This window comes from Streptomyces sp. NPDC051913, from assembly GCF_044593635.1.
GTDB lineage: Bacteria > Actinomycetota > Actinomycetes > Streptomycetales > Streptomycetaceae > Streptomyces.
The window spans coordinates 43,125-66,899 of sequence record NZ_JBIUCI010000002.1 but is presented as its reverse complement, the minus strand read 5'-3'; the positions used below and the strand labels follow the sequence as shown (position 1 = coordinate 66,899).

General features: G+C 71.4%; 21 protein-coding genes. 10 read left to right on the top strand and 11 right to left on the bottom strand.

Translation table 11 applies throughout. The features are described 5' to 3' along the window. Nucleotides 1–218: 218 nt before the first annotated feature. Both ACIHIX_RS05715 and ACIHIX_RS05710 read left to right on the top strand, forming a co-directional pair. On the top strand, nucleotides 219–1,442 hold the full coding sequence (locus tag ACIHIX_RS05715; protein ID WP_399950233.1) for a trypsin-like serine peptidase: 1,224 nt from the start codon (nucleotides 219–221) through the stop codon (nucleotides 1,440–1,442). Between the two features lie 188 nt (nucleotides 1,443–1,630). After that, complete coding sequence (locus ACIHIX_RS05710; RefSeq protein WP_399950232.1) at nucleotides 1,631–2,833, top strand: trypsin-like serine peptidase; 1,203 nt, start codon at nucleotides 1,631–1,633, stop codon at nucleotides 2,831–2,833. A 62-nt stretch (nucleotides 2,834–2,895) separates the two neighbouring features. Here ACIHIX_RS05710 and hflX read toward each other — a convergent pair whose 3' ends face one another. Both hflX and ACIHIX_RS05700 read right to left on the bottom strand, forming a co-directional pair. Beyond that, the gene (gene hflX, locus ACIHIX_RS05705; protein WP_399950230.1) at nucleotides 2,896–4,389 is read right to left on the bottom strand and encodes a GTPase HflX; all 1,494 of its coding nucleotides are present in this window, start codon (nucleotides 4,387–4,389) and stop codon (nucleotides 2,896–2,898) included. 145 nt (nucleotides 4,390–4,534) lie between these two features. Further along, nucleotides 4,535–5,998, bottom strand: a complete 1,464-nt coding sequence (locus ACIHIX_RS05700) for a M1 family metallopeptidase (protein ID WP_399950228.1) — start codon at nucleotides 5,996–5,998, stop codon at nucleotides 4,535–4,537. Between the two features lie 88 nt (nucleotides 5,999–6,086). Here ACIHIX_RS05700 and ACIHIX_RS05695 point away from each other — a divergent pair, with 88 nt between their 5' ends. Next, nucleotides 6,087–6,584, top strand: coding sequence for a hypothetical protein (locus ACIHIX_RS05695; RefSeq protein ID WP_399950226.1), 498 nt, complete (start codon nucleotides 6,087–6,089; stop codon nucleotides 6,582–6,584). A gap of 30 nt (nucleotides 6,585–6,614) precedes the next feature. On the opposite strand, the gene ACIHIX_RS05690 is transcribed toward ACIHIX_RS05695, so the two are convergent. From ACIHIX_RS05690 to miaA, 4 genes are all read right to left on the bottom strand, one after another. Then, complete coding sequence (locus tag ACIHIX_RS05690) at nucleotides 6,615–8,738, bottom strand: RelA/SpoT family protein (protein WP_399950224.1); 2,124 nt, start codon at nucleotides 8,736–8,738, stop codon at nucleotides 6,615–6,617. Nucleotides 8,739–9,026: 288 nt separating this feature from the next. Then, nucleotides 9,027–9,896, bottom strand: a complete 870-nt coding sequence (gene dapF, locus ACIHIX_RS05685) for a diaminopimelate epimerase (protein ID WP_399950222.1) — start codon at nucleotides 9,894–9,896, stop codon at nucleotides 9,027–9,029. Nucleotides 9,897–9,968: 72 nt separating this feature from the next. Then, nucleotides 9,969–10,472 carry a hypothetical protein gene (locus tag ACIHIX_RS05680; RefSeq protein WP_399951897.1) on the bottom strand — a complete coding sequence of 168 codons (504 nt, stop codon included), beginning with the start codon at nucleotides 10,470–10,472 and terminating at the stop codon, nucleotides 9,969–9,971. 108 nt (nucleotides 10,473–10,580) lie between these two features. Then, a complete protein-coding gene (gene miaA, locus ACIHIX_RS05675) occupies nucleotides 10,581–11,519 on the bottom strand; it encodes a tRNA (adenosine(37)-N6)-dimethylallyltransferase MiaA (protein ID WP_399950220.1) in 939 nt (312 codons plus the stop codon). A 182-nt stretch (nucleotides 11,520–11,701) separates the two neighbouring features. On the opposite strand from miaA, the gene ACIHIX_RS05670 reads away from it, so the two are divergent. After that, on the top strand, nucleotides 11,702–12,034 hold the full coding sequence (locus ACIHIX_RS05670) for a hypothetical protein (protein WP_399950217.1): 333 nt from the start codon (nucleotides 11,702–11,704) through the stop codon (nucleotides 12,032–12,034). Nucleotides 12,035–12,059: 25 nt separating this feature from the next. After that, a complete protein-coding gene (locus tag ACIHIX_RS05665; RefSeq protein WP_399950214.1) occupies nucleotides 12,060–12,326 on the top strand; it encodes an antitoxin in 267 nt (88 codons plus the stop codon). A 92-nt stretch (nucleotides 12,327–12,418) separates the two neighbouring features. On the opposite strand, the gene ACIHIX_RS05660 is transcribed toward ACIHIX_RS05665, so the two are convergent. Together ACIHIX_RS05660 and miaB are read right to left on the bottom strand one after the other, a co-directional pair. Next, nucleotides 12,419–13,132 carry a class III extradiol dioxygenase subunit B-like domain-containing protein gene (locus ACIHIX_RS05660; RefSeq protein ID WP_399950212.1) on the bottom strand — a complete coding sequence of 238 codons (714 nt, stop codon included), beginning with the start codon at nucleotides 13,130–13,132 and terminating at the stop codon, nucleotides 12,419–12,421. Nucleotides 13,133–13,236: 104 nt separating this feature from the next. Further along, nucleotides 13,237–14,763, bottom strand: a complete 1,527-nt coding sequence (gene miaB / locus ACIHIX_RS05655) for a tRNA (N6-isopentenyl adenosine(37)-C2)-methylthiotransferase MiaB (protein WP_399950209.1) — start codon at nucleotides 14,761–14,763, stop codon at nucleotides 13,237–13,239. Between the two features lie 111 nt (nucleotides 14,764–14,874). Here miaB and ACIHIX_RS05650 point away from each other — a divergent pair, with 111 nt between their 5' ends. Both ACIHIX_RS05650 and ACIHIX_RS05645 read left to right on the top strand, forming a co-directional pair. Further along, on the top strand, nucleotides 14,875–17,016 hold the full coding sequence (locus ACIHIX_RS05650; protein WP_399950206.1) for a hypothetical protein: 2,142 nt from the start codon (nucleotides 14,875–14,877) through the stop codon (nucleotides 17,014–17,016). Nucleotides 17,017–17,141: 125 nt separating this feature from the next. Next, nucleotides 17,142–17,753 (top strand): hypothetical protein, encoded by a 612-nt coding sequence (locus ACIHIX_RS05645; protein WP_399950204.1) that lies wholly within the window; start codon nucleotides 17,142–17,144, stop codon nucleotides 17,751–17,753. A gap of 7 nt (nucleotides 17,754–17,760) precedes the next feature. Here ACIHIX_RS05645 and ACIHIX_RS05640 read toward each other — a convergent pair whose 3' ends face one another. Together ACIHIX_RS05640 and ACIHIX_RS05635 are read right to left on the bottom strand one after the other, a co-directional pair. Beyond that, on the bottom strand, nucleotides 17,761–18,411 hold the full coding sequence (locus ACIHIX_RS05640) for a response regulator (protein ID WP_399950201.1): 651 nt from the start codon (nucleotides 18,409–18,411) through the stop codon (nucleotides 17,761–17,763). Continuing rightward, nucleotides 18,408–19,346 carry a sensor histidine kinase gene (locus tag ACIHIX_RS05635; protein ID WP_399950198.1) on the bottom strand — a complete coding sequence of 313 codons (939 nt, stop codon included), beginning with the start codon at nucleotides 19,344–19,346 and terminating at the stop codon, nucleotides 18,408–18,410. The genes ACIHIX_RS05640 and ACIHIX_RS05635 overlap by 4 nt, the downstream gene beginning before the upstream one ends. A gap of 159 nt (nucleotides 19,347–19,505) precedes the next feature. Here ACIHIX_RS05635 and ACIHIX_RS05630 point away from each other — a divergent pair, with 159 nt between their 5' ends. Both ACIHIX_RS05630 and ACIHIX_RS05625 read left to right on the top strand, forming a co-directional pair. Next, complete coding sequence (locus ACIHIX_RS05630) at nucleotides 19,506–19,991, top strand: cation:proton antiporter regulatory subunit (RefSeq protein WP_399950195.1); 486 nt, start codon at nucleotides 19,506–19,508, stop codon at nucleotides 19,989–19,991. 8 nt (nucleotides 19,992–19,999) lie between these two features. Beyond that, on the top strand, nucleotides 20,000–21,205 hold the full coding sequence (locus ACIHIX_RS05625) for a cation:proton antiporter (protein ID WP_399950192.1): 1,206 nt from the start codon (nucleotides 20,000–20,002) through the stop codon (nucleotides 21,203–21,205). A gap of 451 nt (nucleotides 21,206–21,656) precedes the next feature. Here ACIHIX_RS05625 and ACIHIX_RS05620 read toward each other — a convergent pair whose 3' ends face one another. After that, on the bottom strand, nucleotides 21,657–22,088 hold the full coding sequence (locus ACIHIX_RS05620) for a MazG nucleotide pyrophosphohydrolase domain-containing protein (protein WP_399950189.1): 432 nt from the start codon (nucleotides 22,086–22,088) through the stop codon (nucleotides 21,657–21,659). Nucleotides 22,089–22,771: 683 nt separating this feature from the next. Here ACIHIX_RS05620 and ACIHIX_RS05615 point away from each other — a divergent pair. Beyond that, nucleotides 22,772–23,761: a TAXI family TRAP transporter solute-binding subunit gene (locus ACIHIX_RS05615; protein WP_399950186.1), complete on the top strand. Its 990-nt coding sequence runs from the start codon at nucleotides 22,772–22,774 to the stop codon at nucleotides 23,759–23,761. Nucleotides 23,762–23,775 lie beyond the last annotated feature (14 nt).

Genomic DNA, 23,775 nt, shown 5'->3' with positions numbered 1-23,775 from the left:
GAACCGTTGCCGTTCCGTGGGAAGTCCCCCACAGCGAGCGCATAGTGTGTGATGCCGTTCCAACAGGCCGTGGGAACACCGGGATCAGCGCGGGATCGACGCGGGACAAACGCGGGATCAGGCGCGGGATCAGATGCAACCGGCGTGCGATCACGCCGCGTTCGACGTGGGCTCATGGCCACCGCACCTAGTTCGTTCACCTCAGGGGGAGTCAGATCATGCGATCCACAAGGCCGTCGTTCACCGCCCGCCGGGAAAGGGGCGCGCGCCGCAGAACCTCCCCCGTGCTGGCCGCCGTGGCCCTGGCGTCGGCGCTCGCGCTCACCGCCACCGCGTGCGATTCGGGCGACGACCAGGCCGGTGGCAGCGCCTCGGCCTCGGCTTCCTCGGACGGGAAGATCACGATCCCGGACGACATCAAGGACCGGCTCAAGGAGCACGGGATCGATGTCGACAAGTGGAAGGACGGCGCCTGGAAGGACTGGAGCAAGGACGACTGGCTGCGCGAGGCCCAGGACTTCGTCAACCCGATCATCGAGGGTCTGTGGGATCCGGACCGGATGCGGGACGCCGAGGACCCCGAGCAGGGCAAGGGGGTCGACGACAGTGACATCTCCGGGGACCAGGGCGTGACCGACCCGGAACCGGCGCCGGTGGACGCCAAGGCCGTGTCGGCTACGTACCACGACAGTGTTCCCGAAGCGGGCAAGGTGTTCTTCGACTCCCCCGAAGGCACGATGGTCTGCTCGGCGACGGTCGTGCAGGACCCGGCCCACCCCGGGAAGTCCAACATGGTGTGGACGGCGGGCCATTGTGTGCACGCGGGCAAGAAGGGCGGCTGGTACCGCAACATCGCGTTCGTGCCGTCGTACAACAACGACGCCCTGTCGACGGCGGAGTTGGAGAAGGCTTCCCGGGAGGAGGTCGCTCCGTACGGTGTCTGGTGGGGTGACTGGGCGCAGACCTCGGACCAGTGGATCGAGCAGGGCGGTGCGACGGGCGGTGACGGTGCCTCGTACGACTTCGCGGTCATTCATGTGACCCCGGAGAAGGGCGGGTCCGGCAAGTCCCTGGAGGAGATCGTCGGTTCGGCGCTGCCGGTGAACTTCAAGGCCCCGGCGGCGGCGAAGATCCAGAGCATGACGGCGACGGGCTATCCGGCGGCGGCGCCGTTCGACGGCGAGACGATGTACCAGTGCCAGGACAAGCCGGGGCGGCTGTCGCTCAACGCGTCGGACCCGACGATGTACCGCATCGGCTGCACGATGACGGGCGGTTCGTCGGGTGGTGGCTGGGTCGCGACCGGTTCCGACGGCAAGCCGGCGCTGGTGTCCAACACCTCCATCGGCCCGGTGACGGCCGGCTGGCTGGCCGGACCGCGCCTCGGTGACGTGGCCAAGGGTGTGTACGACTCGGTCAGCGAGAAGTTCGCCGGCCAGTGATGTGATCGGCGGCGGGGCGGGCCCAAGAAATCTTCACCGCCCCGCCGCCGTTCGCCCTCAACTGCACGGGCATAGTGGGGTGTCGCGCGCCCGAGGACCTCAGCAGCCCGCCCTCGCCATGACGCGCGCATGACACAGCAGTACCAGAACAGCTTCACGACGACAGTTCCAACGGGGGTCACCGCACCATGCGTTCCACACGTACGTCCAGTACGTCTTCCCAGCGGCGCCGCACCGCACTCGCCGCCACCGGCCTGGTCGCCGCCCTGGCGCTGACCGCGACGGCCTGCAACGGCTCGGACGAGGCCAGCGACAAGCCCGGGGCCACCACCTCCCAGGCGGCCGACAGCGGCAACGACAAGATCCAGATCCCGGCCGACATCGCCGACAAGCTCAAGAAGCACGGCATCGACGTCGACGACTGGAAGGACGGAGGCTGGAAGAACTGGGACAAGGACAAGTGGCTCAGTGAGGCCAAGGACTTCGTCAACCCGGTCATCGACGGTCTGTGGAAGCCGGAGCGGATGAAGTCCGCGAAGGAGGCCAACAAGACGTACTCGACGAAGGACGCGGCGGCCGACACGGGCGTTACCGACCCGGACCCGCTGCCCGTCGAGGCGTCCGCGGAGAAGACGCCGTACCACGAGAACGCGGCCCCGGTGGGCAAGATCTTCTTCGACACCCCCGAGGGTCATGCCGTCTGTTCGGGCACGGTCGTCAAGGACGCGAACCACCCGGGCAAGTCCAACCTGGTGTGGACAGCGGGTCACTGCGTGCACGCCGGCAGCGGCGGCGGCTGGTACCGCAACATCATGTTCGTCCCGGCCTACAACGACTACGGCAAGTCCGAGGCGCAGCTGACCAACTCCGACGCCACGCAGATCGCCCCGTACGGACAGTGGTGGGCGGACTGGGCCTCCACGTCGAACGAGTGGATCGCGGGCGGCTCGGAGACCGGCGGCGACGGTGCAGCGTACGACTACTCGGTGCTGCATGTGAAGCCGGAGTCCGGCGCCAAGTCGCTTGAGGAGACGGTCGGCGCCGCGCTGGACATCGACTTCTCCGCCCCGTCCGCGACCGAGGTCGCCAAGATGGGCGCCTGGGGCTACCCGCAGGCGGCGCCGTACAACGGGCTGAAGATGTTCAAGTGCATCGACCAGCCGGGCCGCCTCTCGCTCAGCACGACGCTGCCGACGATGTACCGCATCGGCTGCACCATGACCGGCGGTTCGTCCGGCGGCGGCTGGTTCCGCGTGGTGGACGGTGAGACCAAGCTGGTCTCGAACACGTCGATCGGCCCGGCCGACAACACCTGGCTGGCGGGCCCGCAGCTGGGCCGGACCGCCGAGGCGATCTACCAGAACATGAGCAAGACGTACGGCGGCAAGTAGCGCCGGTAAGCACGGGAAGGCCCGCCCCTCGCATCGAGGGGCGGGCCTTCCCGCGTACGTGGTTACGCCACCGGCGCCGGAACGTACGGCGCGAGATCCGCCGCCAGTTCCTCGTGCACCCGCACCTTGAGCAGGGTGCCCTCCGGGGTGTGCTCCTCGGAGATCACCTCGCCCTCGGAGTGGGCACGCGCGACCAGCTTGCCGAGCGTGTACGGCACGAGCGCCTCGACCTCGACCGAGGGCCGCGGCAGCTCGTTGTCGATGAGGGCGAGCAGTTCCTCGATGCCCTGGCCGGTACGGGCCGAGACCGCGATGGAGCGCTTCTCGATCCGCATCAGCCGCTGGAGCGTCAGCGGGTCCGCCGCGTCGGCCTTGTTGATCACGACGATCTCGGGCACGCGCGTGGCGCCCACGTCCGTGATCACCTCACGTACGGCGGCCAGCTGCTCCTCCGGGTTCGGGTGCGAGCCGTCCACCACGTGGAGGATCAGGTCGGACTCGCCGACCTCCTCCATGGTGGAGCGGAACGCCTCGACCAGGTGGTGCGGCAGATGCCGCACGAAGCCGACGGTGTCCGCCAGCGTGTACAGGCGCCCGCTGGGCGTCTCGGCCCGCCGGACGGTCGGGTCCAGGGTCGCGAACAGGGCGTTCTCGACCAGGACGCCGGCACCGGTCAGACGGTTGAGCAGCGAGGACTTTCCGGCGTTGGTGTAGCCCGCGATGGCGACGGACGGCACCTTGTTGCGCTTGCGCTCCTGGCGCTTGATCTCGCGGCCGGTCTTCATCTCCGCGATCTCCCGGCGCATCTTCGCCATCTTCTCGCGGATCCGACGCCGGTCCGTCTCGATCTTGGTCTCACCGGGACCACGGGTGGCGAGACCGCCGCCCTTGCCGCCGCCCATCTGACGGGACAGCGACTGACCCCAGCCGCGGAGCCTCGGCAGCATGTACTGCATCTGCGCGAGCGCGACCTGCGCCTTGCCCTCTCGGGACTTGGCGTGCTGGGCGAAGATGTCGAGGATCAGGGCCGTACGGTCGATGACCTTGACCTTGACGACGTCTTCGAGATGGATGAGCTGGCCGGGGCTGAGCTCACCGTCGCAGATGACAGTGTCAGCGCCCGTCTCTAGGACGATGTCCCGCAGTTCGGTGGCCTTGCCGGAGCCGATGTAGGTGGCCGCGTCGGGCTTGTCGCGGCGCTGGATGACGCCGTCGAGCACCAGTGCGCCCGCGGTCTCCGCGAGGGCGGCGAGCTCCGCGAGGGAGTTGTCCGCGTCCTGCGCGGTCCCCGTGGTCCAGACGCCGACGAGTACGACCCGCTCCAGGCGGAGCTGGCGGTACTCGACCTCGGTGACGTCCTCGAGTTCGGTGGAGAGGCCCGCCACGCGGCGCAGAGCCGCGCGCTCGGAGCGGTCGAACTGGTCGCCGTCCCGCTCTCCGTCGATCTCGTGGCTCCAGGCGACGTCCTCTTCCATCAGGGCATCGGCCCGAAGACCGTCGGGGTATGTGTGCGCGAAGCGCTGTGTGTCCTGGGAAGGGGATGAAGAGGAGGTCATTGGGTCCTTACGTCGTTGGGGATGCCGATTCGGCGGTGGTGACTGCGTCACCCTTCACAACGCACGAGTACCCCGGGAGATTCCCGTGTCCCGTGCCGCGCCGACCGGAAGATGGTCGCACGGGACGAGGCGTCTCGTCATCGCCTTATTTGCCCGGTGCGACGGACTTCCACTCGGGGTGCCCCGGCATCGGCGGGGTCTTCTCGCCGTACAGCCACTCCTGGAAGAAGCCGCCGAGGTCGCGTCCGGACAGTTGCGAGGCCAGGCGCACGAAATCCTCCGTCGTGGCCGTGCCGTCGGCATGCCGGCTCACCCAGACCCGTTCCAGACGCTCGAAGGTCTCGCGGCCGATCTCCTGGCGCAGGGCGTACAGGGCGAGCGCGGCGCCGTCGTAGACGTTCGGCCGGAAGATGCTGATCTTCTGGCCGGGGTCGGGAGCCTTGGGCGCGGCGGGCGGGCCGCCTGCCGCGCGCCACCGGTCGGAGGCGCCGTACGCCGCCTTCATCCGGGCCTCCATGGTCCTGCCGGCCTTCTCCTCGGCGTACAGGGCCTCGTACCAGGTGGCGTGCCCCTCGTTGAGCCAGAGGTCGGACCACGCGGCCGGGGCGACGCTGTCGCCGAACCACTGGTGGGCCAGCTCATGCACCATGATCGACTCGACGTACCACTTGGGGTACGCGGGCTCGGTGAAGAGCTCTCTCTCGAAGAGAGAGAGCGTCTGCGTCTCGAGTTCGAAGCCGGTGTCGGCGTCGGCCATGAGCAGGCCGTACGTCTCGAAGGGGTAGCGGCCGACCTTGCTCTCCATCCAGGCGATCTGGTCCGGGGTCTTCTCCAGCCACGGTTCGAGCGCCTCGCGATGCTTGGTGGGCACGACGTCGCGGACCGGCAGTCCGTGCGGGCCCGTGCGGTGCAGCACCGTGGAGCGGCCGATGGACACCTGGGCGAGTTCGGTGGCCATCGGGTGCTGGGTGCGGTACGTCCAGGTGGTCGCCCCGGCGGCCCGGTCCACGCCGGTCGGCAGGCCGTTGGCGACGGCGGTGTAGCCGTCGGGCGCGGTGACCCGGATGGTGAACATCGCCTTGTCGGAGGGGTGGTCGTTGCAGGGGAAGACCAGGTGGGCGGCGTCGGCCTGGTTGGCCATGGCGAGCCCGTCCGTGGTGCGCACCCAGCCGCCGTCGCGGTCGTCGGACGACACGGGGTCGCTGGTGTGCTTCACGGTGATCCGCATCCAGCTGCCGCGGGGCAGCTCGTCCTCGGGCGTGACCACCAGGTCCTCGTCGGCGCCGGCGAACGTGGCGGGCTTCCCGTCGACCTCCACCGACTCGACCTTGCCGTGCGCGAAGTCGAGGTTGATGCGGTCGAGGGAGGTGGTCGTCCAGGCGTCGATGGTCGTGACGGCCTGGAGCGGCTCGCTGTTGGAGCCGGGATAGGTGAAGGAGAGGTCGTACGACGCCACGTCGTATCCGGGGTTGCCGAGGTGCGGGAAGAGGCGGTCGCCGACCCCCAGCGGGGCGGCGGGGGCGCTCGCGGCGACGAGGCAGACGGCGGAGGCGAGCAGCGCGGCCGCCTTCAGCCGACGGGGTGTCCTGGCGTGGGGGGAGAGCAGCATGCACCACCGCTACCAGCGCGCGCGTGCCGTGCGGCGACGACTCGCACCCGGCCCACCCGAACGAGTAACGACCTGGTTGGATGCGGACGTGGACGCGCATGCGGAGTCGGGGGTGGAGAAGGGCGTCTGGAGCGACGCGGACTTCGAGCGGATGGGGTGGCACGACGTCAGGATCCACGGGCTCTTCGTGGAGCGAACGGACGCGGTGCTGCCCCGCCTGCTGTTCGACCTGGACTATGTCGTCCGCTGGGTCCGTCCCACCCCGCCGGAGACGCACTTCAGCTTCTGGGTGGCTCCCGCGACGCTCGTCTTCGAGGACGTCTGGGACCTCGAAGGGGATCTCGACTTCTCGGGTCTGTTCCTGGACCTGGAGATCGACGCGTTGCACCGGCTGCCGCCGAAGGACGACAGGCCCACGTGGAGCGAGGTGCCGCTCTGGCACATCGAGGGCCACGCGTTCGACCTCAGGTTCCGTGCCGACGGCTTCCGCCAGTTCATCCGGCAGCCGCCTCGGCATACGCGCCGCCTGGTCCTGGGGCACGCCGAGCGCGGTGGCGCCTCCTTCGCGGAGACGGCCTTCGTGTGACCCACCGGGCCCGCCCGGCGCATCGGGGCCTCAGGCGCTCGTCGTCTGCGCCCGGCCCACGTCGTACACCCCGGGAACGTTGCGCATGGCCCGCATGAGCGCGGGCAGCAGGGCCGCGTCCGGCAGCTCGACCGTGTAGCTGTGGCGGACCCGCTGCTGGCTTGGGGGTTCGACGGTCGCCGAGACGATCTCGGCGCCTTCGAGGGCCATGGCCTCGGTGAGGTCGGCGAGCAGATGGGGGCGGCCGAACGATTCGGCGAACAGCGTGACGCGGCACCCGGCGGTCTCGCCCCAGCCCACTCCGACCTCCGTGCGCCCCGCCTGCGTCATGCGCGCCACCGCCGCACACTCGATCCGGTGCACGGTGACCACTCCCCCGCGCACCGCGAAGCCGGTGATGTCATCGGGCGGTACGGGCGTACAGCAGCCCGCCAGCCGGACTGTCGCGCCCGGCTGGTCGACGAGGACCTCGGCGCCACCGGGGCGCAGGGCCGGACCGTCGGCGACCGGGGCCTCGGCCGCGCGCGGCGCGACCTCGCGCTCCGCGGTCTCGTCGGCCTCCAGCGACTCCTCGTGCGAGGGATGTGTCGCGATCCACCGCTGGATGGCGATCCGCGCGGCGGGTGTGTGCGCGTGCTCCAGCCACTCCCTGGAGGGCTCGGAGGCCGGGTCCTGTCCCATGAGGAGCTGGACGGTGTCGCCGTCCCGCAGAACGGTGCTCAGGGTCGCCAGCCTGCCGTTGACGCGGGCGCCGATGCACGCGTGCGCGTCCTCGCCGTACTGCGCGTACGCGGCGTCCACACAGGTCGCCCCGTCGGGCAGGCCCAGGGTGCCGCCGTCGGGGCGGAAGACGGTGATCTCGCGGTCCTGGGCGAGGTCCTCGCGCAGCGTCGACCAGAACGTGTCGGGGTCGGGCGCGGCCTCCTGCCAGTCGAGGAGCCGGGAGAGCCAGCCGGGGCGGGTCGGGTCCTCGCGCTCGCCGTCGACGGGCTCCTCCGAAGGAGGAGCGTAGGGATTACCGAGGGCGATGACGCCGGCCTCGGCGACCTTGTGCATCTGGTGGGTGCGGATGAGGACTTCGGCGACCTGGCCGTCGGGACGGGCGACGGCGGTGTGCAGCGACTGGTACAGGTTGAACTTCGGTACGGCGATGAAGTCCTTGAACTCCGAGACGACGGGCGTCAGACAGGTGTGGAGCTCGCCGAGCACGCCGTAACAGTCCGCGTCCTCGTTCACGAGCACCAGCAGCCGGCCGAAGTCCGCGCCGCGCAACTGGCCGCGTTTGCGGGCCACTCGGTGCACGGAGACGAAGTGCCGTGGCCGGATGACGACTTCGGCCGGGATGTCGGCGTCGCGCAGGACACCGCGCACCTCGTCGGCGATCTCGGCGAGGGGGTCGTCCGCGCGGGAGGCGTTGTCGACGATCAACTCCCGCGTGTGCTCGTACTCCTCGGGATGCAGGATCGCGAAGACCAGGTCTTCCAGTTCGGTCTTGAGCGCCTGCACACCGAGCCGTTCGGCGAGCGGGATGAGGACGTCGCGGGTGACCTTGGCGATGCGGGCCTGCTTCTCCGGGCGCATGACGCCGAGGGTGCGCATGTTGTGCAGCCGGTCGGCGAGTTTGATCGACATCACGCGGACGTCGCTGCCGGTGGCCTTCAGCATCTTGCGGAAGGTCTCCGGCTCGGCGGCGGCGCCGTAGTCGACCTTCTCCAACTTCGTGACGCCGTCGACGATGTAGCGCACCTCGGCGCCGAACTCCTCGCCGACCTGATCGAGCGTCACATCGGTGTCCTCGACGGTGTCGTGCAGCAGCGAGGCGGTCAAGGTCGTGGTCTCGGCGCCGAGTTCGGCGAGGATCAGGGTGACCGCGAGCGGGTGCGTGATGTACGGCTCGCCGCTCTTGCGCATCTGGCCGCGGTGCGAGGACTCGGCCAGCACCCAGGCACGGCGCAGGGGTTCGAGGTCGGCGTCGGGGTGGTGGGCGCGGTGGGCCTCGGCGACATGGCCGATGGCGTCGGGCAGCCGGTCGCGGGCGGCCGGGCCGAGCAGGGCGGCGCGGCCCAGACGGCGCAGATCGATCCGCGCCCGCCAGCGCGCCGCAGGTCCTGTTACCGGACCTGGGGTCACGGGGTTCGTGGCCTCCGCACTCATGCGCACCTCCGGCTGCATTGACCGGCGGACGGGGTGCCCCAGGGCGGACACGGCTCGGGGGATGGCATCGGTCCCCCGTCCGGGCCGGTGCTTGATGCTACCGAGCCCATCACGCGCGGCTGACCGCCTCTCGTCGAGCGTGAAACGGATCACCCATTCGAGCGACGGTTTTCAGGTTTACGGTTTCGCGCCACCCGACCTGCGGTTCTCCGTCGTTTTGTAGCACCGGGGCCGGGTGAGGCCGCGGATCCCAGCGTTCCAAGCCGTCGGAACCCGCGTTTCACTCGGTCAACGCGCTGCGGTTTCCAGCCATTCCCGATCGATCTCGCCCTCGGCGACGATCACGGCCGGACCGGTCATCTCGATCTCTCCGTCGGGCCGCTCGGTGATCACGAGGGTGCCGCCGGGCACGTCGACGGTGTACGTCGCCGGGGTTCCGGTCACGGCCGGGTCGACGCCGTCCCGGCGGGCGGTGGCCACGGCGACCGCGCACGCGCCCGTGCCGCACGAGCGGGTCTCGCCGGAACCGCGCTCGTGCACGCGCAGGGCCACGTGCCGCGGACCGCGGTCGACGACGAACTCCACGTTGACCCCGTCCGGGTAGGCGGCGGCGGGGCTGAAGGGCGGCGCGTCGTACAGGGTGCCCGCGTGGGCGAGGTCCTCCACGAAGGCGACGGCGTGCGGGTTGCCCATGTTCACGTTCCGCGCGGGCCAGCTGCGCTCGCCGACGCTCACCTCGACGTCTCCTTCGGGGAGACGGGCCCTGCCCATGCCGACGGTGACGTCACCGTCCTTGGCGAGGTGCACGGTCTTCACACCGCCGCGGGTGGCCACGGCCAGGTCGCCCTCGGTGACATGCCCCGCGTGCTGGAGGTAGCGGGCGAAGACGCGGACGCCGTTGCCGCACATCTCGGCGATCGAGCCGTCGCCGTTGCGGTAGTCCATGAACCACTCCGCCTCGCCCGCCATGCCCTTGGCCTCGGGGTGCGCGGCGGATCGCACGACGTGGAGCAGGCCGTCACCGCCGATGCCGGCCCGACGGTCGCACAGCGCGGCGACGGCGGCCGGGGGCAGGTCGATGACGTTCTCGGGGTCCGGGACGATCACGAAGTCGTTCTCCGTGCCGTGACCCTTGAGGAAGGCGATCCGCGTGCTCATTCCTCGATCGTACGGGGTGGGTACGACAGCAGGTCACCGGCGGCCGTACGGCCCCGCACGCGCGCGTACAGGTCAGCGCAGCCGCGCCACGCGGAGCACCGCCAGCGCGACCACCGCGGCCACGAGCACGACGTACAACAGCACCACACGCCAGTCCGCACGCCGACCGGAACCCCGCTGCGGCAGCCCCGGCCAGGTGTAACCGACCCGGCGGGCGGCCATCATGCCCCAGCCCGCCGCGCACGAGCAGATCAGCAGGCCCAGCATGGCGATCACGGCCCCGCTGTCGCCGAAGTCGAAGGCGAGCGGGAAGGCGAACATCAGGGAGCCGAGCGCGGCCAGCGACACGATGGGCGCGAGCTGCCAGATGCGCATCCGGCGCTGGGGACGCAGCTCGACCTCGACCTCGGGGCCGTCGGCGAACATCTCCTCGGGCTCGGGGCCGTCGGCGATCACACCGCCCTGCGTCTCGTCGGGCCCGTCGGGGCTCAGACGGTCGCCGTCCTGCTCCGGTTCACCGCCGTCTGCGGTGCGGGGCTCGGTGCTTCGTGCGGTGTCGCGAGGGCCGGCCTCCATCGCCACGCGCCCTCCCAACTCGGACTCCACTTGGTCGATCGAAGCTCGATGATGGCACGGCGCCGACGGGCCGGATGACGGCCTGAGCGTCCCGATGCCAGGACGTGATCAGGCTGTAACCGGTCGTTCGACCAACGCCAGTGCGAGCTTTGGAAGTTCTGTGAGATCCGCCGCAGCCCCACTGAGCCAGTGCACCCGCGGGTCGCGCCTGAACCATGAATCCTGACGGCGCGCGAAGCGCTTGGTGGCACGTACGGTCTCGGCCCGCGCCTCCTCCTGCGTGCACTCCCCGGAGAGCGCCGCGAGCACCTGCTGGTACCCGAGCGCGCGCGACGCCGTGCGCCCCTCGCGCAGGCCCTGCGCCTCCAGGGAGGCCACTTCGTCCACCAGTCCGGCGTCCCACATCCGGTCGACGCGGCGCGCGATGCGTTCGTCGAGTTCGGGGCGCGCCACGTCGACGCCGATCTGGACGGTGTCGTAGACCGAGTCGTGGCCGGGGAGGTTGGCGGTGAAGGGCCGGCCGGTGATCTCGATGACCTCCAGGGCGCGGACGATACGGCGGCCGTTGCTGGGCAGGATCGCCTGCGCTGCCTCGGGGTCGGCGGCGGCCAGACGGGCGTGCAGCGCGCCGGAGCCGCGGAGCGTGAGCTCCTCCTCCAGACGCGCCCTGACCTCGGGGTCGGTGCCGGGGAACTCGAGGTTGTCGACGGCGCCACGGACGTAGAGGCCGGAGCCGCCGACCAGGATCGGCCAGCGTCCGTCGGCGAGCAGGGCGTCGATCCGCTCGCGGGCGAGGCGCTGGTACTCCGCGACGGACGCCGTGACGGTCACGTCCCAGATGTCGAGAAGGTGGTGCGGAACGCCGCCGCGCTCCTCGGGCGTCAGTTTGGCGGTGCCGATGTCCATCCCTCGGTAGAGCTGCATGGAGTCGGCGTTGACGACCTCGCCGCCGAGACGCTGGGCCAAGAAGACGCCCAGATCGGACTTTCCGGCCGCGGTCGGTCCGACGACGGCGATGACTCGGGGGGCGGGGGGTGCGCTGCTCACCGCCCCAGTCTCGCAAACGTCGCGGTGTGGCCTCGAACGAGTTACGTGACGGCACGGGCCGGGGGTCGTTGCCTGTTGCGAGGTTTTCGCCGCCGGTTCGCGGAGGCGGCACCCCGGCCGACGCAAATGGGCGCACCGGGCAACGCGGGATTTCGCCCGCACGAGTACCGTATGGAGCGTATATGGGTGTTTTCGCACGACTTCTCCGGAGGTCGAAGGCTGCGGAGGAGACGTCAACCGTCGAGGCGGCGGCCGCCACACTGACGGCCGACCCCGAGACGGAAGAGGCGGCGGATACGGCGGCGGCGAAGGAGTCGGCCGAGGCACAGACCGAGGCCGGGGCCGGAACCGAGGAAGCGGCCGCGTCGACGGAGACAGCGACGGCCACGGAGCCCGGCGACGCCGGTTCCGCCGAGAGCGCCGACGGTGTCGACATTCCCAAGCAGCAGTCCGCCGAGCAGCAGTCCGCGGAAGAGGCGGCCGGCAGTGCGGCCGGCGAGAGCGCCCGCACGTAACTGCCCCCGCGCGGGAAGGTGAACGATGGGTCTCCTGGACAATTTGAAGGCCAAGCTCAACCCGGCCAAGGACAAGGTCTCCGGTCTGGCACAGCAGCACGGCGACAAGATCCAGCACGGTCTCGACAAGGCCGCGAAGGTCGTCGACGAGAAGACCAAGGGCAAGTACAGCGACAAGATCCAGACGGGCACGGGCAAGGCCAAGGGCGCCATGGACCGACTCGCGCACAAGGACGACGGCGGCACGGGCGGCCCGACCACGCCCCCGTCCTCACCACCGCCGGCTTCCTGAACGGCACATCGACGGACGGCCGTGGAGCAACCGCTCCCGGCCGTCCGCCGTTTCACGGGGGCGGCGCAGGGGCCGGTCCGGGCACGCGCGCGTCAGGACCAGGCCGCGACCACGTACCCCACGCCGTACGGCGCGTCCTCGTACAGCAGCTCCCCGCCGAGCCCCGCCCCCTCGGCCGCGCCCGCGAGGACCTGCCAGGGGGCCCGCCCCGACGCCTTGAGTTCGTACGCCAGGTCGCTGTCCAGCGCTTCCAGGGCCGCCACGTCCGCCGCGCCCAGCGCCCGCGCGACCTCCGCGTCGAAGGGTGCCGCCCGCTCGTCCAGGTAGCCGGGTGCCTTGAGGGTGCGGCAGGCGCTGGCGTCGCCCATCACCAGCAGCGCCACGCGCTCGTCCCGCGCGGCGATGCCCCTTCCGACTTCAATACACCGCTCGGCCGCGAGTGGTTCCCCCACACCGAGTCCCTCGATCGGGGCGTCCGACCACGCGGTCCTCGCCAGCAGCCACGCGGCCACGGCCAATGAGGTGGGCAGTGTGTGCTCAGCAGCGACACCGGTGTCCCGCCCCAGCCGTACGTCGACCTCCACGCCGAAGCCCCGGAACGAACCCCGCGCGCCCTCCGCGTGCATGCCCCGCCCGCTCTGCTCGGCGGGCCCGATCACCACGAGTCGGTCAGGCCGGGCGGCGGCGAGCACGCCGAGCGCGTCCGTGCAGGCGGCACGCGCGGCCTCCAGCTCAGGCGCGGCACCCGCGGCGACCTCGGGCACAAGGAGGGGCGGACAGGGGCAGACAGCGGCGGCGACAAGCATGATCGGCAGCGTAACGCCGTCCGGCACCGACGCGGCACTCCGCCGACGCCGTCCGACGCCGACATGTCACTCCGCCGACGCCACCCGACGCCGAACCCCGGCCCTCAGTGCGCCGCGCACCCACCCGTGGCCGCCGGCAGCGGCTCCGGTACGCCGATCTTCGGCAGGCCCAGCAGCACGCCCGCCGGCTTGGCCGCCTCGGCGGCGTTGCGCTTCTCCCAGGCGTCCCCCGCGCGCGTGCGGCGCACGTTCAGGACGTCGCCCTCGGCGAGGAGGTGGTGCGGGGCGGCGTAGGTGATCTCGACCGTCACGACGTCACCGGGGCGGACTTCCTCGTCCGGCTTGGTGAAGTGGACCAGGCGGTTGTCGGGGGCGCGGCCGGAGAGGCGGTGGGTGGTGCCGTCCTTGCGGCCCTCGCCCTCGGCGACCATCAGCTCCAGCGTGCGGCCGACCTGCTTCTTGTTCTCGTCCCAGGAGATCTCCTCCTGGAGGGCGACGAGACGCTCGTAGCGCGCCTGGACGACCTCCTTGGGGATCTGGCCCTCCATGGTCGCGGCCGGGGTTCCGGGGCGCTTGGAGTACTGGAAGGTGAAGGCGTTGGTGAAGCGCGCCTCGCGGACCGTGTGCATGGTCTGCTCGAAGTCCTCCTCGGTCTCGCCGGGGAAGCCCACGATGATGTCCGTCGAGATCGCGGCGTCCGGCATCGCGGCGCGCACCTTCTCGATGATCCCGAGGAAACGCTCCTGCCGGTACGAGCGGCGCATCGCCTTCAGGACCGTGTCCGAGCCGGACTGGAGCGGCATGTGCAGCTGCGGCATCACGTTCGGGGTTTCCGCCATCGCCGCGATCACGTCGTCCGTGAAGTCGCGCGGGTGCGGAGAGGTGAAGCGGACCCGCTCCAGGCCCTCGATCTTCCCGCAGGCCCGCAGCAGCTTGCTGAAGGCCTCGCGGTCGCCGATGTCGGAGCCGTACGCGTTGACGTTCTGGCCGAGCAGCGTGATCTCGGAGACGCCCTCGGACACCAGGGCCTCGATCTCGGCGAGGATGTCACCGGTGCGGCGGTCCTTCTCCTTGCCGCGCAGCGCCGGGACGATGCAGAAGGTGCAGGTGTTGTTGCAGCCGACGGAGATCGACACCCAGGCCGCGTACGCGCTCTCGCGCCGGGTCGGCAGGGTCGACGGGAACGCCTCCAGGCTCTCGGCGATCTCGACCTGTGCCTCCTCCTGCACGCGCGCGCGTTCCAGCAGGACCGGCAGCTTGCCGATGTTGTGCGTGCCGAAGACGACGTCCACCCAGGGCGCCTTCTTCACGATGGTGTCCTGGTCCTTCTGCGCCAGGCATCCACCGACCGCGATCTGCATGCCGGGCCGCGAGGTCTTCTTGGGCGCGAGGCGGCCGAGGTTGCCGTACAGCCGGTTGTCGGCGTTCTCGCGGACCGCGCAGGTGTTGAAGACCACCACGTCGGCGTCGCCGTCGGAGCCCTCGGGCGCGCGCACGTACCCGGCCTCCTCCAGCAGTCCGGACAATCGCTCGGAGTCGTGGACGTTCATCTGGCACCCGTAGGTACGGACTTCGTAGGTCTTGGGCACTGAGACGTCCACTGCCGGGCTCCGGTCGCTGCTGATGGTCATCCCTCAAGAGTAGGCGGTCCCGGGAACGCCTCGCGCAGCCCCGTAGGGGGCCGGGGAGCGGCCGGGGTGCGGCATCCGCGGGGCGAGATCACCATGAGGAGCAGGTGGTCCATGGAACCCGTGACCTCGCGCAGGGTGCTGCGCGTCCTCGCCTTCGCCGCGGCCGTGCTCTGCACGCTGATCGTCGCCGTGGCGGCCACCGCGCGCGCCACCATCGTGTCGGAGGGGTTCTACCGGTCGGTGCTGGACGAGGAGTCCGCGTACGACCGGCTCTACGACCAGGTCCTGGTCGATCCGCAGGCGGCGGCCGTGGCCCGGAACCTGCTGGCCGGGCTGCCGGTGCCGGAGGCCGTGGTGACCTCCAACATCAAGTTGGTGCTGCCTCCGGAGACGGTACGGGACCTCACGCACGAGCAGATCGGCAACGTCGTCGGGTACCTCCGCGGCGACCGGGACCCTCTCGATCTGTCCGTCGATCTGCGCCCGGTGCTGGACAACGTCAACGACCTGGCGCAGATCTACTTCGGCGATCTCGTCGCCTCCGCGCAGAACCGGGCCGAGCCGGACTTCGGCGCGTTCTCGGCGGACCTGTCGACGGCCCTGGAGGACGTCGTCGCCGGGCGCGCCCCCGCCTCGCTGCCCGCCCTCCCCCTCAGCGAGGAGCAGGCCGCCAGGGCCGCCGAGCAGGTCCTCGCCGCCCTGCCCGCGGAGCGGCGCGAGGCGTTGCGGGCGGACGTCGAAGTGGCTCTGGGCGACGGGGACATCGGCACCGTGCTCGCGACGGTGGCGCCCGCGCTGGTGTCCGAGCGCACCCACGCCTCGGTCGCCCGGCTGCGGACGCTCGCCGGGGGCGAGGACTGGAACCTCGACCGGTCCCTCGACCTCACGGGCCTGCACCGGATCCATCCCTACACGGCGGTCGGGCTCGGGATCGTGGAGGCCGTCGCCGCCGCGCTGCTCGTCGCCGCCCTGGTGGTGCTGTGGCTCACCGGGTCCCCCGCGCCCGGCCGCAGACCGATGCTGCTGGGCTGGGCGCTGGCCGCCGGTGGCCTGCTCACCGCGCTGTTCGTCGTTCTCGTCCGCCTCGTCGGCGGCGGCCGGCTCGTCGATCCGCCGGCGAGCTGGCCCCCCGGCCTCGCCCGCCTCGTCGACGACCTCCAGGACACGGCCCTCGACGACATCACGGTCGCCGCCCTGGGCAGCGCCCTGGTCCCGCTGGCGGCAGGGGCGCTGCTCGCCGGGTTCGGGTGGGCGGTGCAGGTACGGCCCCGGCTGCGGACGGCGACGGCGTACGTCCGTCCGCTGGCGACCGGCGCGAGCGCCCTCGCGCTCGCCGGTCTCGTGCTGGTGCCGCTCGCGGCGCCCTCCGCGCCCCGCCGGTGCGAGGGCAGCGTGCGGCTGTGCGACCGGCCGTACGACGAGGTGGCCTTTCTGACCTCGCACAACGCCATGTCGACCACCGTCGACCGGTTCATCGGCCCGCTCCAGGACCCGTCCATCACCACACAGCTGGACGACGGCGTGCGGGGCCTCCAGATAGACACCTACCGGTGGGAGCGGCCCGACGAGATCACCGCGCGGTTGAACGACTCCGACTTCTCGGCCGAGCAGCGGGCGCTGATCGCCAACGTCGTCAACCGGGTCAACCCGCCCCGGGAGGGGCTGTGGCTGTGTCATGCCGTGTGCCGGGCCGGGGCGATCGAACTGGTGCCGGAGCTGCGCGAGATCGGTGACTGGACGCGCGACCATCCGACCGAGGTGCTGACCCTGATCGTGCAGGACGCGATCTCGGGCGAGGACACCGCGGAGGCGTTCGCGCGGGCCGGGCTGACCGACCTCGTCCTCACACCGGACGAGGATCCGGCGGCGCCCTGGCCGACGCTGGGCGAGATGATCGACAGCGGCCGGCGGCTGGTCGTCTTCGCCGAGGAGGCCGACGGGCCGGCCGCGTGGTATCGCAACTTCTACCGCTACGGCATGGAGACGCCGTTCTCCTTCCAGCGCCCCGACCAGATGAGCTGTGTGCCCCATCGGGGCGGCACCGGCAAACGCCTGTTCCTGCTCAACCACTTCATCACCGCGGGCGGCGGCAGCCGGCTGGACGCGGGCGAGGTCAACGCCCGTGACTTCGTCCTCGACCGGGTCGAGAAGTGCGAGCGGGCGCGGGGCCGGCCGGTGAACTTCGTCGCCGTCGACTACACGACGATCGGCGACGCGCGCGGAGCCGTGGACGCGCTGAACGCCAACCGGTAGCGCCAGTCGACCCGTAGCGCCTTCCGACCGGTGGTGCGATCCATTAGGGCCCGCCGAAGTGGCCGGGCCGTCCGCTCGCCCGCAGGATGGGAACGAATCGTGACAACTGCCGCCGAGAGGACCTCATGTCACATCCCACGCAACGGCGTCGGACCGCGACCGCGATCGCCGGCGTCGTCCTGGCCGCGCTGAGCGCGGCGTCGCTCGTCTCGTGCAGTTCGGACAGCGACGACGGCTCCACGTCCAGCGCTTCAGCGGCCGACACGGCGTCGTTCTCCGGGTCCGCCCCGTCCGCTCTCGCCTCCGTCAAGGAGTCCGTCAAGGAGTCGGTCTCGGCAGCCGCCTCGTCGGCCTCCGCGCGCGCCTCCGCACGGGCGTCGGCCTGGCTGGCCTCGGTGGACGCGGAGACCGAGCGCGCCAACGAAGCGGCCAAGGACGCGCTGAAGGACGTCGACGGCAAGGGCAACGCCACCGCCGACGTCTCCCTCACCGGCAAGCCCCGCTCCGAAACCGCGGGCCTGCTCGCCCTGGTCGTGAACATCACCAACAGCACGGACAAGACCGCGTCCTACGCCGTCCAGGTCGACTTCCGCGACCCCGACGGCAAGGTCGTCCAGACCCGGTACGTCGGCGCGGAGGACCTCAAGCCGGGCGGCAAGGCCCAGCCGCTCGCGATCAGCACCGCGCCGGCCGAGCCCCAGCTGACCGCGGTGGTCGCGAAGGCGCAGCGCTACTGACGGGTGCTCACGGCTCGATCAGCCCCGCGCGGATCGCGTACCGGGTCAACTCCAGCCGGTCCCGCATGCCGAGCTTGGCCAGCAGGTTCGCGCGGTGCCGCTCGACCGTCTTCGTGCTGATGAACAGCAGCTCGCCGATCTCCTTCGAGGTGTGCCCCTCGGCGACGAGCTTGAGGATCTCCTCCTCGCGCTCGGTGACGGCCCGCGCGGGCAGTGCGTCACCCCGGTGCAGGCGGTCCAGATACGACCGTACAAGAGCGCGTTCCGCGCCCGGGTAGACGAACGGCTCGTCGCGTACGGCACTCCGGCAGGCCGCGACCAGGTCCCGGTCGGCGACGGACTTGAGCACATAACCGCTGGCCCCGGCCTTGAGCGCCTCGAAGAAGTACTGCTCGTTGTCGTACATGGTGAGGATCAGGATCCGCAGGTCGGGCAGTCTCCGCGACAGCTCCCGGGCCGCCTGGAGCCCGGTCATCCGGGGCATGGCGATGTCGAGGACGGCCAGGTCCACGTCACGCGCGCGTGCCAGCTCGACGGCCTCGGCCCCGTCCCCGGCCTCCGCCACGACCGTCAGATCCTCCTCGCTGTCGAGGATCAGCCGTACGCCTCGTCGTACGAGGGTGTGGTCGTCGGCGAGCAGTACACGAACGGGGGTCATCGGTTGCCCCGGACGAGCAGTCGCACATCCGTTCCCCCGCCTGGCGCTGCCGTCAGACTCAGCTCCGCCCCGATGAGCAGCGCCCGCTCCCGCATCCCCCGCAGCCCGGCCCCTTCGGTGGCGTCTCCCAGCCCCTTGCCGTTGTCGCGTACGAGGAGTTCGACACCGTCCGCGAGCGGCTGGAGCCGGAGCTCGGCGCGGTCGGCGGCGGAGTGCCGGGCGGTGTTGGTGAGGCCCTCCTGGGCCACCCGGTAGAGCACGAGTTCGGACTCCTCGGTCAGGGGCGGCAGTCCGCCGGGGACGTGGTGGCGCACCGTCAGACCATGCACGCTGAACTCTCCGGCGAGTGAGCGCAGGGCACTGGCGAGACCGAGTTCCTCCAGCACACCGGGGCGCAGGCGGCGGGCGATGCGGCGGATCTCGTCGAGGCCCGCGCGGGTGGCCTCCTGGGCCTGGGCGACCTCCTCGCGCAGCTCCTCCGGGGCCCGGTCGGCGACGCGTTTGAGCTGGAGAAGAACGGCGGTCAGGGTCTGGCCGACCTCGTCGTGCAGCTCGCGCGCGATGCGATGGCGTTCGCGCTCCTGCGCGGACAGGGCCCGGGCGGCTCCGGCGGCGCGCTCGGCCTCCAGCCGGTCGAGCATGGTGTTGTACGTCGTGATGAGCTCGGTCGCCTCCGCGGGGCCGGCGACGGTCGCGCGCGCCCCGGGTCGCAGCAGGTCGGCGGCGGCCATGGCACCGCCCAGCCGCTTCAGCGGGGCGAGGCCGATGCGCAGGACCAGCGCGTTGGCGGCGAGCAGCAGGGCGAGGCCGACGACCACGACGACCGCCTCGGCCGCGGTCACGGGGGTCGACACGGTGACCGGGCCCAGCAGCAGCGCGGCGGCCACGACCAGACCGGCGGCGTTGAGCGAGAAGATCCGCCAGAACAGCGACACGTTTCTGGTCCCGCCCCTCTCTCCCGATGTCCGCCATACCAGCTTCGGACCGTCTCCCCGCTCGCGTATATCCGTGACGCCACCCATGTCGCCACCGTACGGGGCGATGGCAGCATGCCAATCCGGTACACGCGATCACCGACCGTGAAGGGAAGAAACGTGTCTGCACCGCGCCTGAGGGCGACGCCGCTGCCGGGAATCGGGGTCCAGTACGACCTGGTGACCCGGGAACACCGCCATCTGTCCGTGGTGGCGCACCGCGACGGAGCCCGGACGGTGAGCGTGTACCGGGCCGACGACCCGGACTCCTGCGCCCAGTCGCTGCGGCTGACCGGCGCGGAGGCGGGCTCGCTGATCGACGCGCTCATGCCGTCCCACCACAGCGCGAGCCTGCTTTACACCACCGACCTGGGCCTGGTCGCCGAGCGCATCGAGGTCGCCGCCGCGTCGCACTGGAACGGGCGGCTGCTCGGCGAGACGCGGATGCGGACCGACACGGGCGCGTCGATCGTCGCCGTGCTGCGGCGGGCCGAGGCGATCCCGTCACCGGCGCCCGACTTCCGGCTCGTGGGCGGGGACACGGTCATCGTCGTCGGCACCCGCGAGGGCGTCGACGCCGCCGCGGCGATACTCGGGCGGGAGTGAGGCGACCGGTGCACTCCGCGGTCCTGTTGATCGAGTTCGGTTCCATCATCCTCGGCCTCGGCCTGCTCGGCCGGTTCGCCGCTCGTTTCCGCCTCTCCCCCATCCCGCTGTACCTCCTGGCCGGCCTGGCCTTCGGCGAGGGCGGGCTGCTGCCGCTCGGCGCGAGCGAGGAGTTCGTCGCGACCGGCGCCGAGATCGGCGTCATCCTGCTCCTGCTGATGCTCGGCCTGGAGTACTCGGCGGGCGACCTGGTCACGAACCTCAAGGCGCACTACCCGTCGGGGCTGGTCGACGCCGCCCTGAACGCCCTGCCGGGAGCGGCGGCCGCGCTGCTGCTGGGCTGGGGCCCGGTGGCCGCCGTGGTGCTGGCGGGCGTCACCTGGATCTCGTCGTCCGGCGTCATCGCGAAGGTCCTCGGCGACCTGGGACGCGTCGGCAATCGCGAAACCCCGGTGATCCTCAGCGTGCTGGTCCTCGAAGACCTGGCGATGGCGGTCTACCTGCCGATCGTCACCGCGCTGGTGGCGGGCGCCGGGCTGATGGCCGGAAGCCTGACGCTGGCCATCGCGCTGGGGGCGGCGGGCCTCGTGCTGTTCGTGGCGGTCCGCTACGGCCGGCTCATCTCGCGGTTCGTGTCGAGCGACGACCCCGAGAAGCTGCTCCTGGTGGTGCTGGGGCTGACGATCCTGGTGGCGGGCGTCGCCCAGCAGCTCCAGGTGTCGGCGGCCGTCGGTGCCTTCCTGGTCGGTATCGCGCTGTCCGGCGAGGTGGCCGAGGGCGCGCACACCCTGCTCAGCCCGCTGCGGGACCTGTTCGCCGCGGTCTTCTTCGTCTTCTTCGGCCTGCACACGGACCCGGCGAGCATTCCGCCGGTGTTGGTGCCGGCCCTGGCGCTGGCACTGGTCACGGCCGCGACGAAGATCGCCACCGGTTACTGGGCGGCCCGGCGGGCCGGCATCTCCGAGAAGGGCCGCTGGCGGACCGGCGGGGCACTGGTGGCCCGCGGCGAGTTCTCCATCGTCATCGCGGGCCTGGCGGTCACGGCAGGCATCGAACCGTCCCTGGGCCCGCTGGCCACGGCATACGTCCTCATCCTGGTCGTCCTCGGCCCCCTCACCGCCCGCTACACGGAACCGCTGGCGTCACGGTGGTCCGGTCGATTCCGCGCCCGCCGGGAGGAACCCGCGGTGCGGGAGCCGTCGGTCGTTGATTGAGGCGGCGTGCTAAGGGGCGGAGGCGCGAGGCCGGCTCCGAGAACGCCGGGCGGCGCGGGGCGGGCGGCCTGTTCCGCCGAGCGGGGCCGAGTGAGGCGGACGGGACAGCGGGTACAGGCGGGCGCGCGAGCCCAACGGCGCCGCCAAGGAAGCGGCCGAGGAGTCCGGACAACTGGCCTGGGCGACCGTAGGACAAGTCGGCGCGAGCGGTCGGCCCGGAGGCGGCCCCAGCGGCCGACCGAACGGCATCAGCAGCCCGGAAGCGGCCAGCCGTCGGGCCGAACGGGGTCAACCCTCAGAGGCAGCCGGGCAGCCACGTCCTGAGCGGGATCAGCGACCCGGAGGCGGGTCCTCCCGGGAACAACCCGTTGGACAGACCGGGGCCGGCCAAGTGGACAAGCTGGGGTGTCCGAGTCGGCGAGCATGGCCGCCGGTGGGCAGGCCGGGTCGGTCAGGCCACCTCCCCCGGCACCAGGTCACCGTCCCCCTCCGGCTCCCACCCCTGCCGCCGCAGCACCCCGGACACATCCGGCGCCTCGTAATGCTCCCCCTTGAGGACCTTGCCGTCGGCCCGGCGGGCCACGCGTCCGTCGGGCCCCAGCTTGGTCATGTTGGAGCGGTGGATCTCGGCGATGACCGCGTCGAGGTCGATGCCGTGCACCAGGGCGGTGCCGTACGCGACGTAGACGACGTCGGCGAGTTCGTGCGCCAGCCGGTCCAGGGGGCCCGCCACGGACACCTCCGCCACCTCAGCGGCCTCCTCGGCGAGCAGCTCACCCCGGTGGGCGGCCAGCTTCGGCGACACTGCGGTCGGCGTAGTGCGGGCGTCGAGCCCCATGGCGAGGTGGAACGCGCGGACGAGGTCGGCGGGCGAAGAACTCATGCGCCGACCCTAGCGGCCACCACTGACACCGCCCCACGCCCGCGTTGCTCGCCTCGCCCGCCGTGCCGACCTTGCTCGCGCCTCGCACCCCATGGCCTCCCGAGGTCCCACATCGACGACCGCCAACGCCACCCCACGCCTCCCGAAGTCCCACACCGGCGTCCGCTAAACGCCACCCCACGTCCCGAAGTCCCGCCCCGCCGTCCGTCGAACGCCACCCCACCGCTGCCGCTCATGGCCCCGCATGGCCTCGCGGCCACCCGCGAAAGCCCGCCTTCGCTGCCCCGCCACACCCCTGACTGCCATCCCCGCGAACCCCCACCACTGGCCCTCACATGGCCCCGCCACCGCCCGCGAAAGCCCCCACCACACCGCCCAGACATGACCTCCCGAAGTCCCACACCAGCGTCCGCCGAACACCACCCCACCGCTGCCCCCCACATAGCCCCGCGGCCACCCCGCGGCCACCCGCGAAAGCCCCACCCCGCCGCCCCGGCACGCCCCTCACCGCCATCCCCGCAAACCCCCACCGCTGCCCCTCACACCCCGCCCCACGCCCAAAACAGGCCCCCCACTGCCCCCTTCCCCCATGCCCCGCCTTTGCCGCGCCTCGCCCCCCTCCCGCCACCCCCTGTGACCCTCACCCTGGCCAGCACCGTGTCCGGCCTGGCAGGATCGCGCGCATGTCCAGCATGTTCCCCCGCATCAGCAGGAGCCGGGCGCTTCAGGGCGCGGCCGCCGGTTTCGTCGCCTTCGGGCTGCTGCTGTGGTGGCTGCTCCCGCTGGGCGAGGAGCCTCCGGGCGGCACCATCAGGTTCAGCACCGGCTCGCGCGGCGGGGTCTACGCGGAGTACGGCAACCAGCTCAGCGACGAGTTCGCCAAGGACATGCCCGACCTGAAGGTGGAGCTCCAGACCAGCGCCGGCTCCCAGGACAACGTCGCGCGCGTGGCGTCCGGCGAGGCCGACTTCGCCATCGCGGCGGCCGACGCGGTGGAGACGTACGCGCTCGACCACCCGACCGAGGCAGGCCGCCTGCGCGGTGTCGCGCGTCTGTACGACGACTATGTGCAGCTGATCGTCCCGCCGGGCTCTGACATCCGGTCGGTCGCCGACCTGAAAGGCAAGCGGGTGGCCGTAGGGCTGCCCAAGTCGGGGGTACGGCTGATCGCCGACCGGGTGCTGGAGGCGGCCGGTATCGACCCGGACAAGGACATCACAGCGCTGCCGTACGGCATCAACGACGCCTCGCGGCTCGGCCGTACGTTCGACGCCTTCTTCTGGTCCGGCGGGCTGCCGACCAGCGGCCTGAAGACGCTCGCCGAGAACGAGTCCTTCAAGTTCGTGCCGATCGACAGCAGCCTGATCACCAAGCTGCACACCCAGGGCGCGGCCATGCGCTACTACCGCCCCACCAACATCCCGGAGTCGACCTACGACGTCCAGGAGGGGTACTCGGTCCCGACGATCGCGGTCTCCAACCTGCTGATCACCCGCAAGGACCTGGACCCCCGGCTCACCGAGTGGCTGACCCGTACCGTCCTGCGCAGCCGGGACAAGATCGGCGCCGAGGTGCACTCGGCCCAGCTGGTCGACCTGCGCACGGCGATCTACACGTCCCCGCTCCAGCTCCACGAGGGCGCGCGGAGCTACTACCGCTCGGTCAAGCCGTAACCGATCCGACCCGA

What these genes read in the sequence shown, in the direction of transcription:
- ACIHIX_RS05680 (WP_399951897.1), bottom strand. Translation starts at nt 10,472, where the DNA reads ATGGAGGCCGGCCCTCGCGACACCGCACGAAGCACCGAGCCCCGCACC.
- ACIHIX_RS05710 (WP_399950232.1), top strand. Translation starts at nt 1,631, where the DNA reads ATGCGTTCCACACGTACGTCCAGTACGTCTTCCCAGCGGCGCCGCACC.
- ACIHIX_RS05640 (WP_399950201.1), bottom strand. Translation starts at nt 18,411, where the DNA reads ATGACCCCCGTTCGTGTACTGCTCGCCGACGACCACACCCTCGTACGA.
- ACIHIX_RS05715 (WP_399950233.1), top strand. Translation starts at nt 219, where the DNA reads ATGCGATCCACAAGGCCGTCGTTCACCGCCCGCCGGGAAAGGGGCGCG.
- ACIHIX_RS05700 (WP_399950228.1), bottom strand. Translation starts at nt 5,998, where the DNA reads ATGCTGCTCTCCCCCCACGCCAGGACACCCCGTCGGCTGAAGGCGGCC.
- hflX (WP_399950230.1), bottom strand. Translation starts at nt 4,389, where the DNA reads ATGACCTCCTCTTCATCCCCTTCCCAGGACACACAGCGCTTCGCGCAC.
- dapF (WP_399950222.1), bottom strand. Translation starts at nt 9,896, where the DNA reads ATGAGCACGCGGATCGCCTTCCTCAAGGGTCACGGCACGGAGAACGAC.
- ACIHIX_RS05615 (WP_399950186.1), top strand. Translation starts at nt 22,772, where the DNA reads ATGTCCAGCATGTTCCCCCGCATCAGCAGGAGCCGGGCGCTTCAGGGC.
- ACIHIX_RS05690 (WP_399950224.1), bottom strand. Translation starts at nt 8,738, where the DNA reads ATGAGTGCGGAGGCCACGAACCCCGTGACCCCAGGTCCGGTAACAGGA.
- ACIHIX_RS05660 (WP_399950212.1), bottom strand. Translation starts at nt 13,132, where the DNA reads ATGCTTGTCGCCGCCGCTGTCTGCCCCTGTCCGCCCCTCCTTGTGCCC.
- ACIHIX_RS05620 (WP_399950189.1), bottom strand. Translation starts at nt 22,088, where the DNA reads ATGAGTTCTTCGCCCGCCGACCTCGTCCGCGCGTTCCACCTCGCCATG.
- ACIHIX_RS05665 (WP_399950214.1), top strand. Translation starts at nt 12,060, where the DNA reads ATGGGTCTCCTGGACAATTTGAAGGCCAAGCTCAACCCGGCCAAGGAC.
- ACIHIX_RS05670 (WP_399950217.1), top strand. Translation starts at nt 11,702, where the DNA reads ATGGGTGTTTTCGCACGACTTCTCCGGAGGTCGAAGGCTGCGGAGGAG.
- ACIHIX_RS05645 (WP_399950204.1), top strand. Translation starts at nt 17,142, where the DNA reads ATGTCACATCCCACGCAACGGCGTCGGACCGCGACCGCGATCGCCGGC.
- miaB (WP_399950209.1), bottom strand. Translation starts at nt 14,763, where the DNA reads ATGACCATCAGCAGCGACCGGAGCCCGGCAGTGGACGTCTCAGTGCCC.
- ACIHIX_RS05650 (WP_399950206.1), top strand. Translation starts at nt 14,875, where the DNA reads ATGGAACCCGTGACCTCGCGCAGGGTGCTGCGCGTCCTCGCCTTCGCC.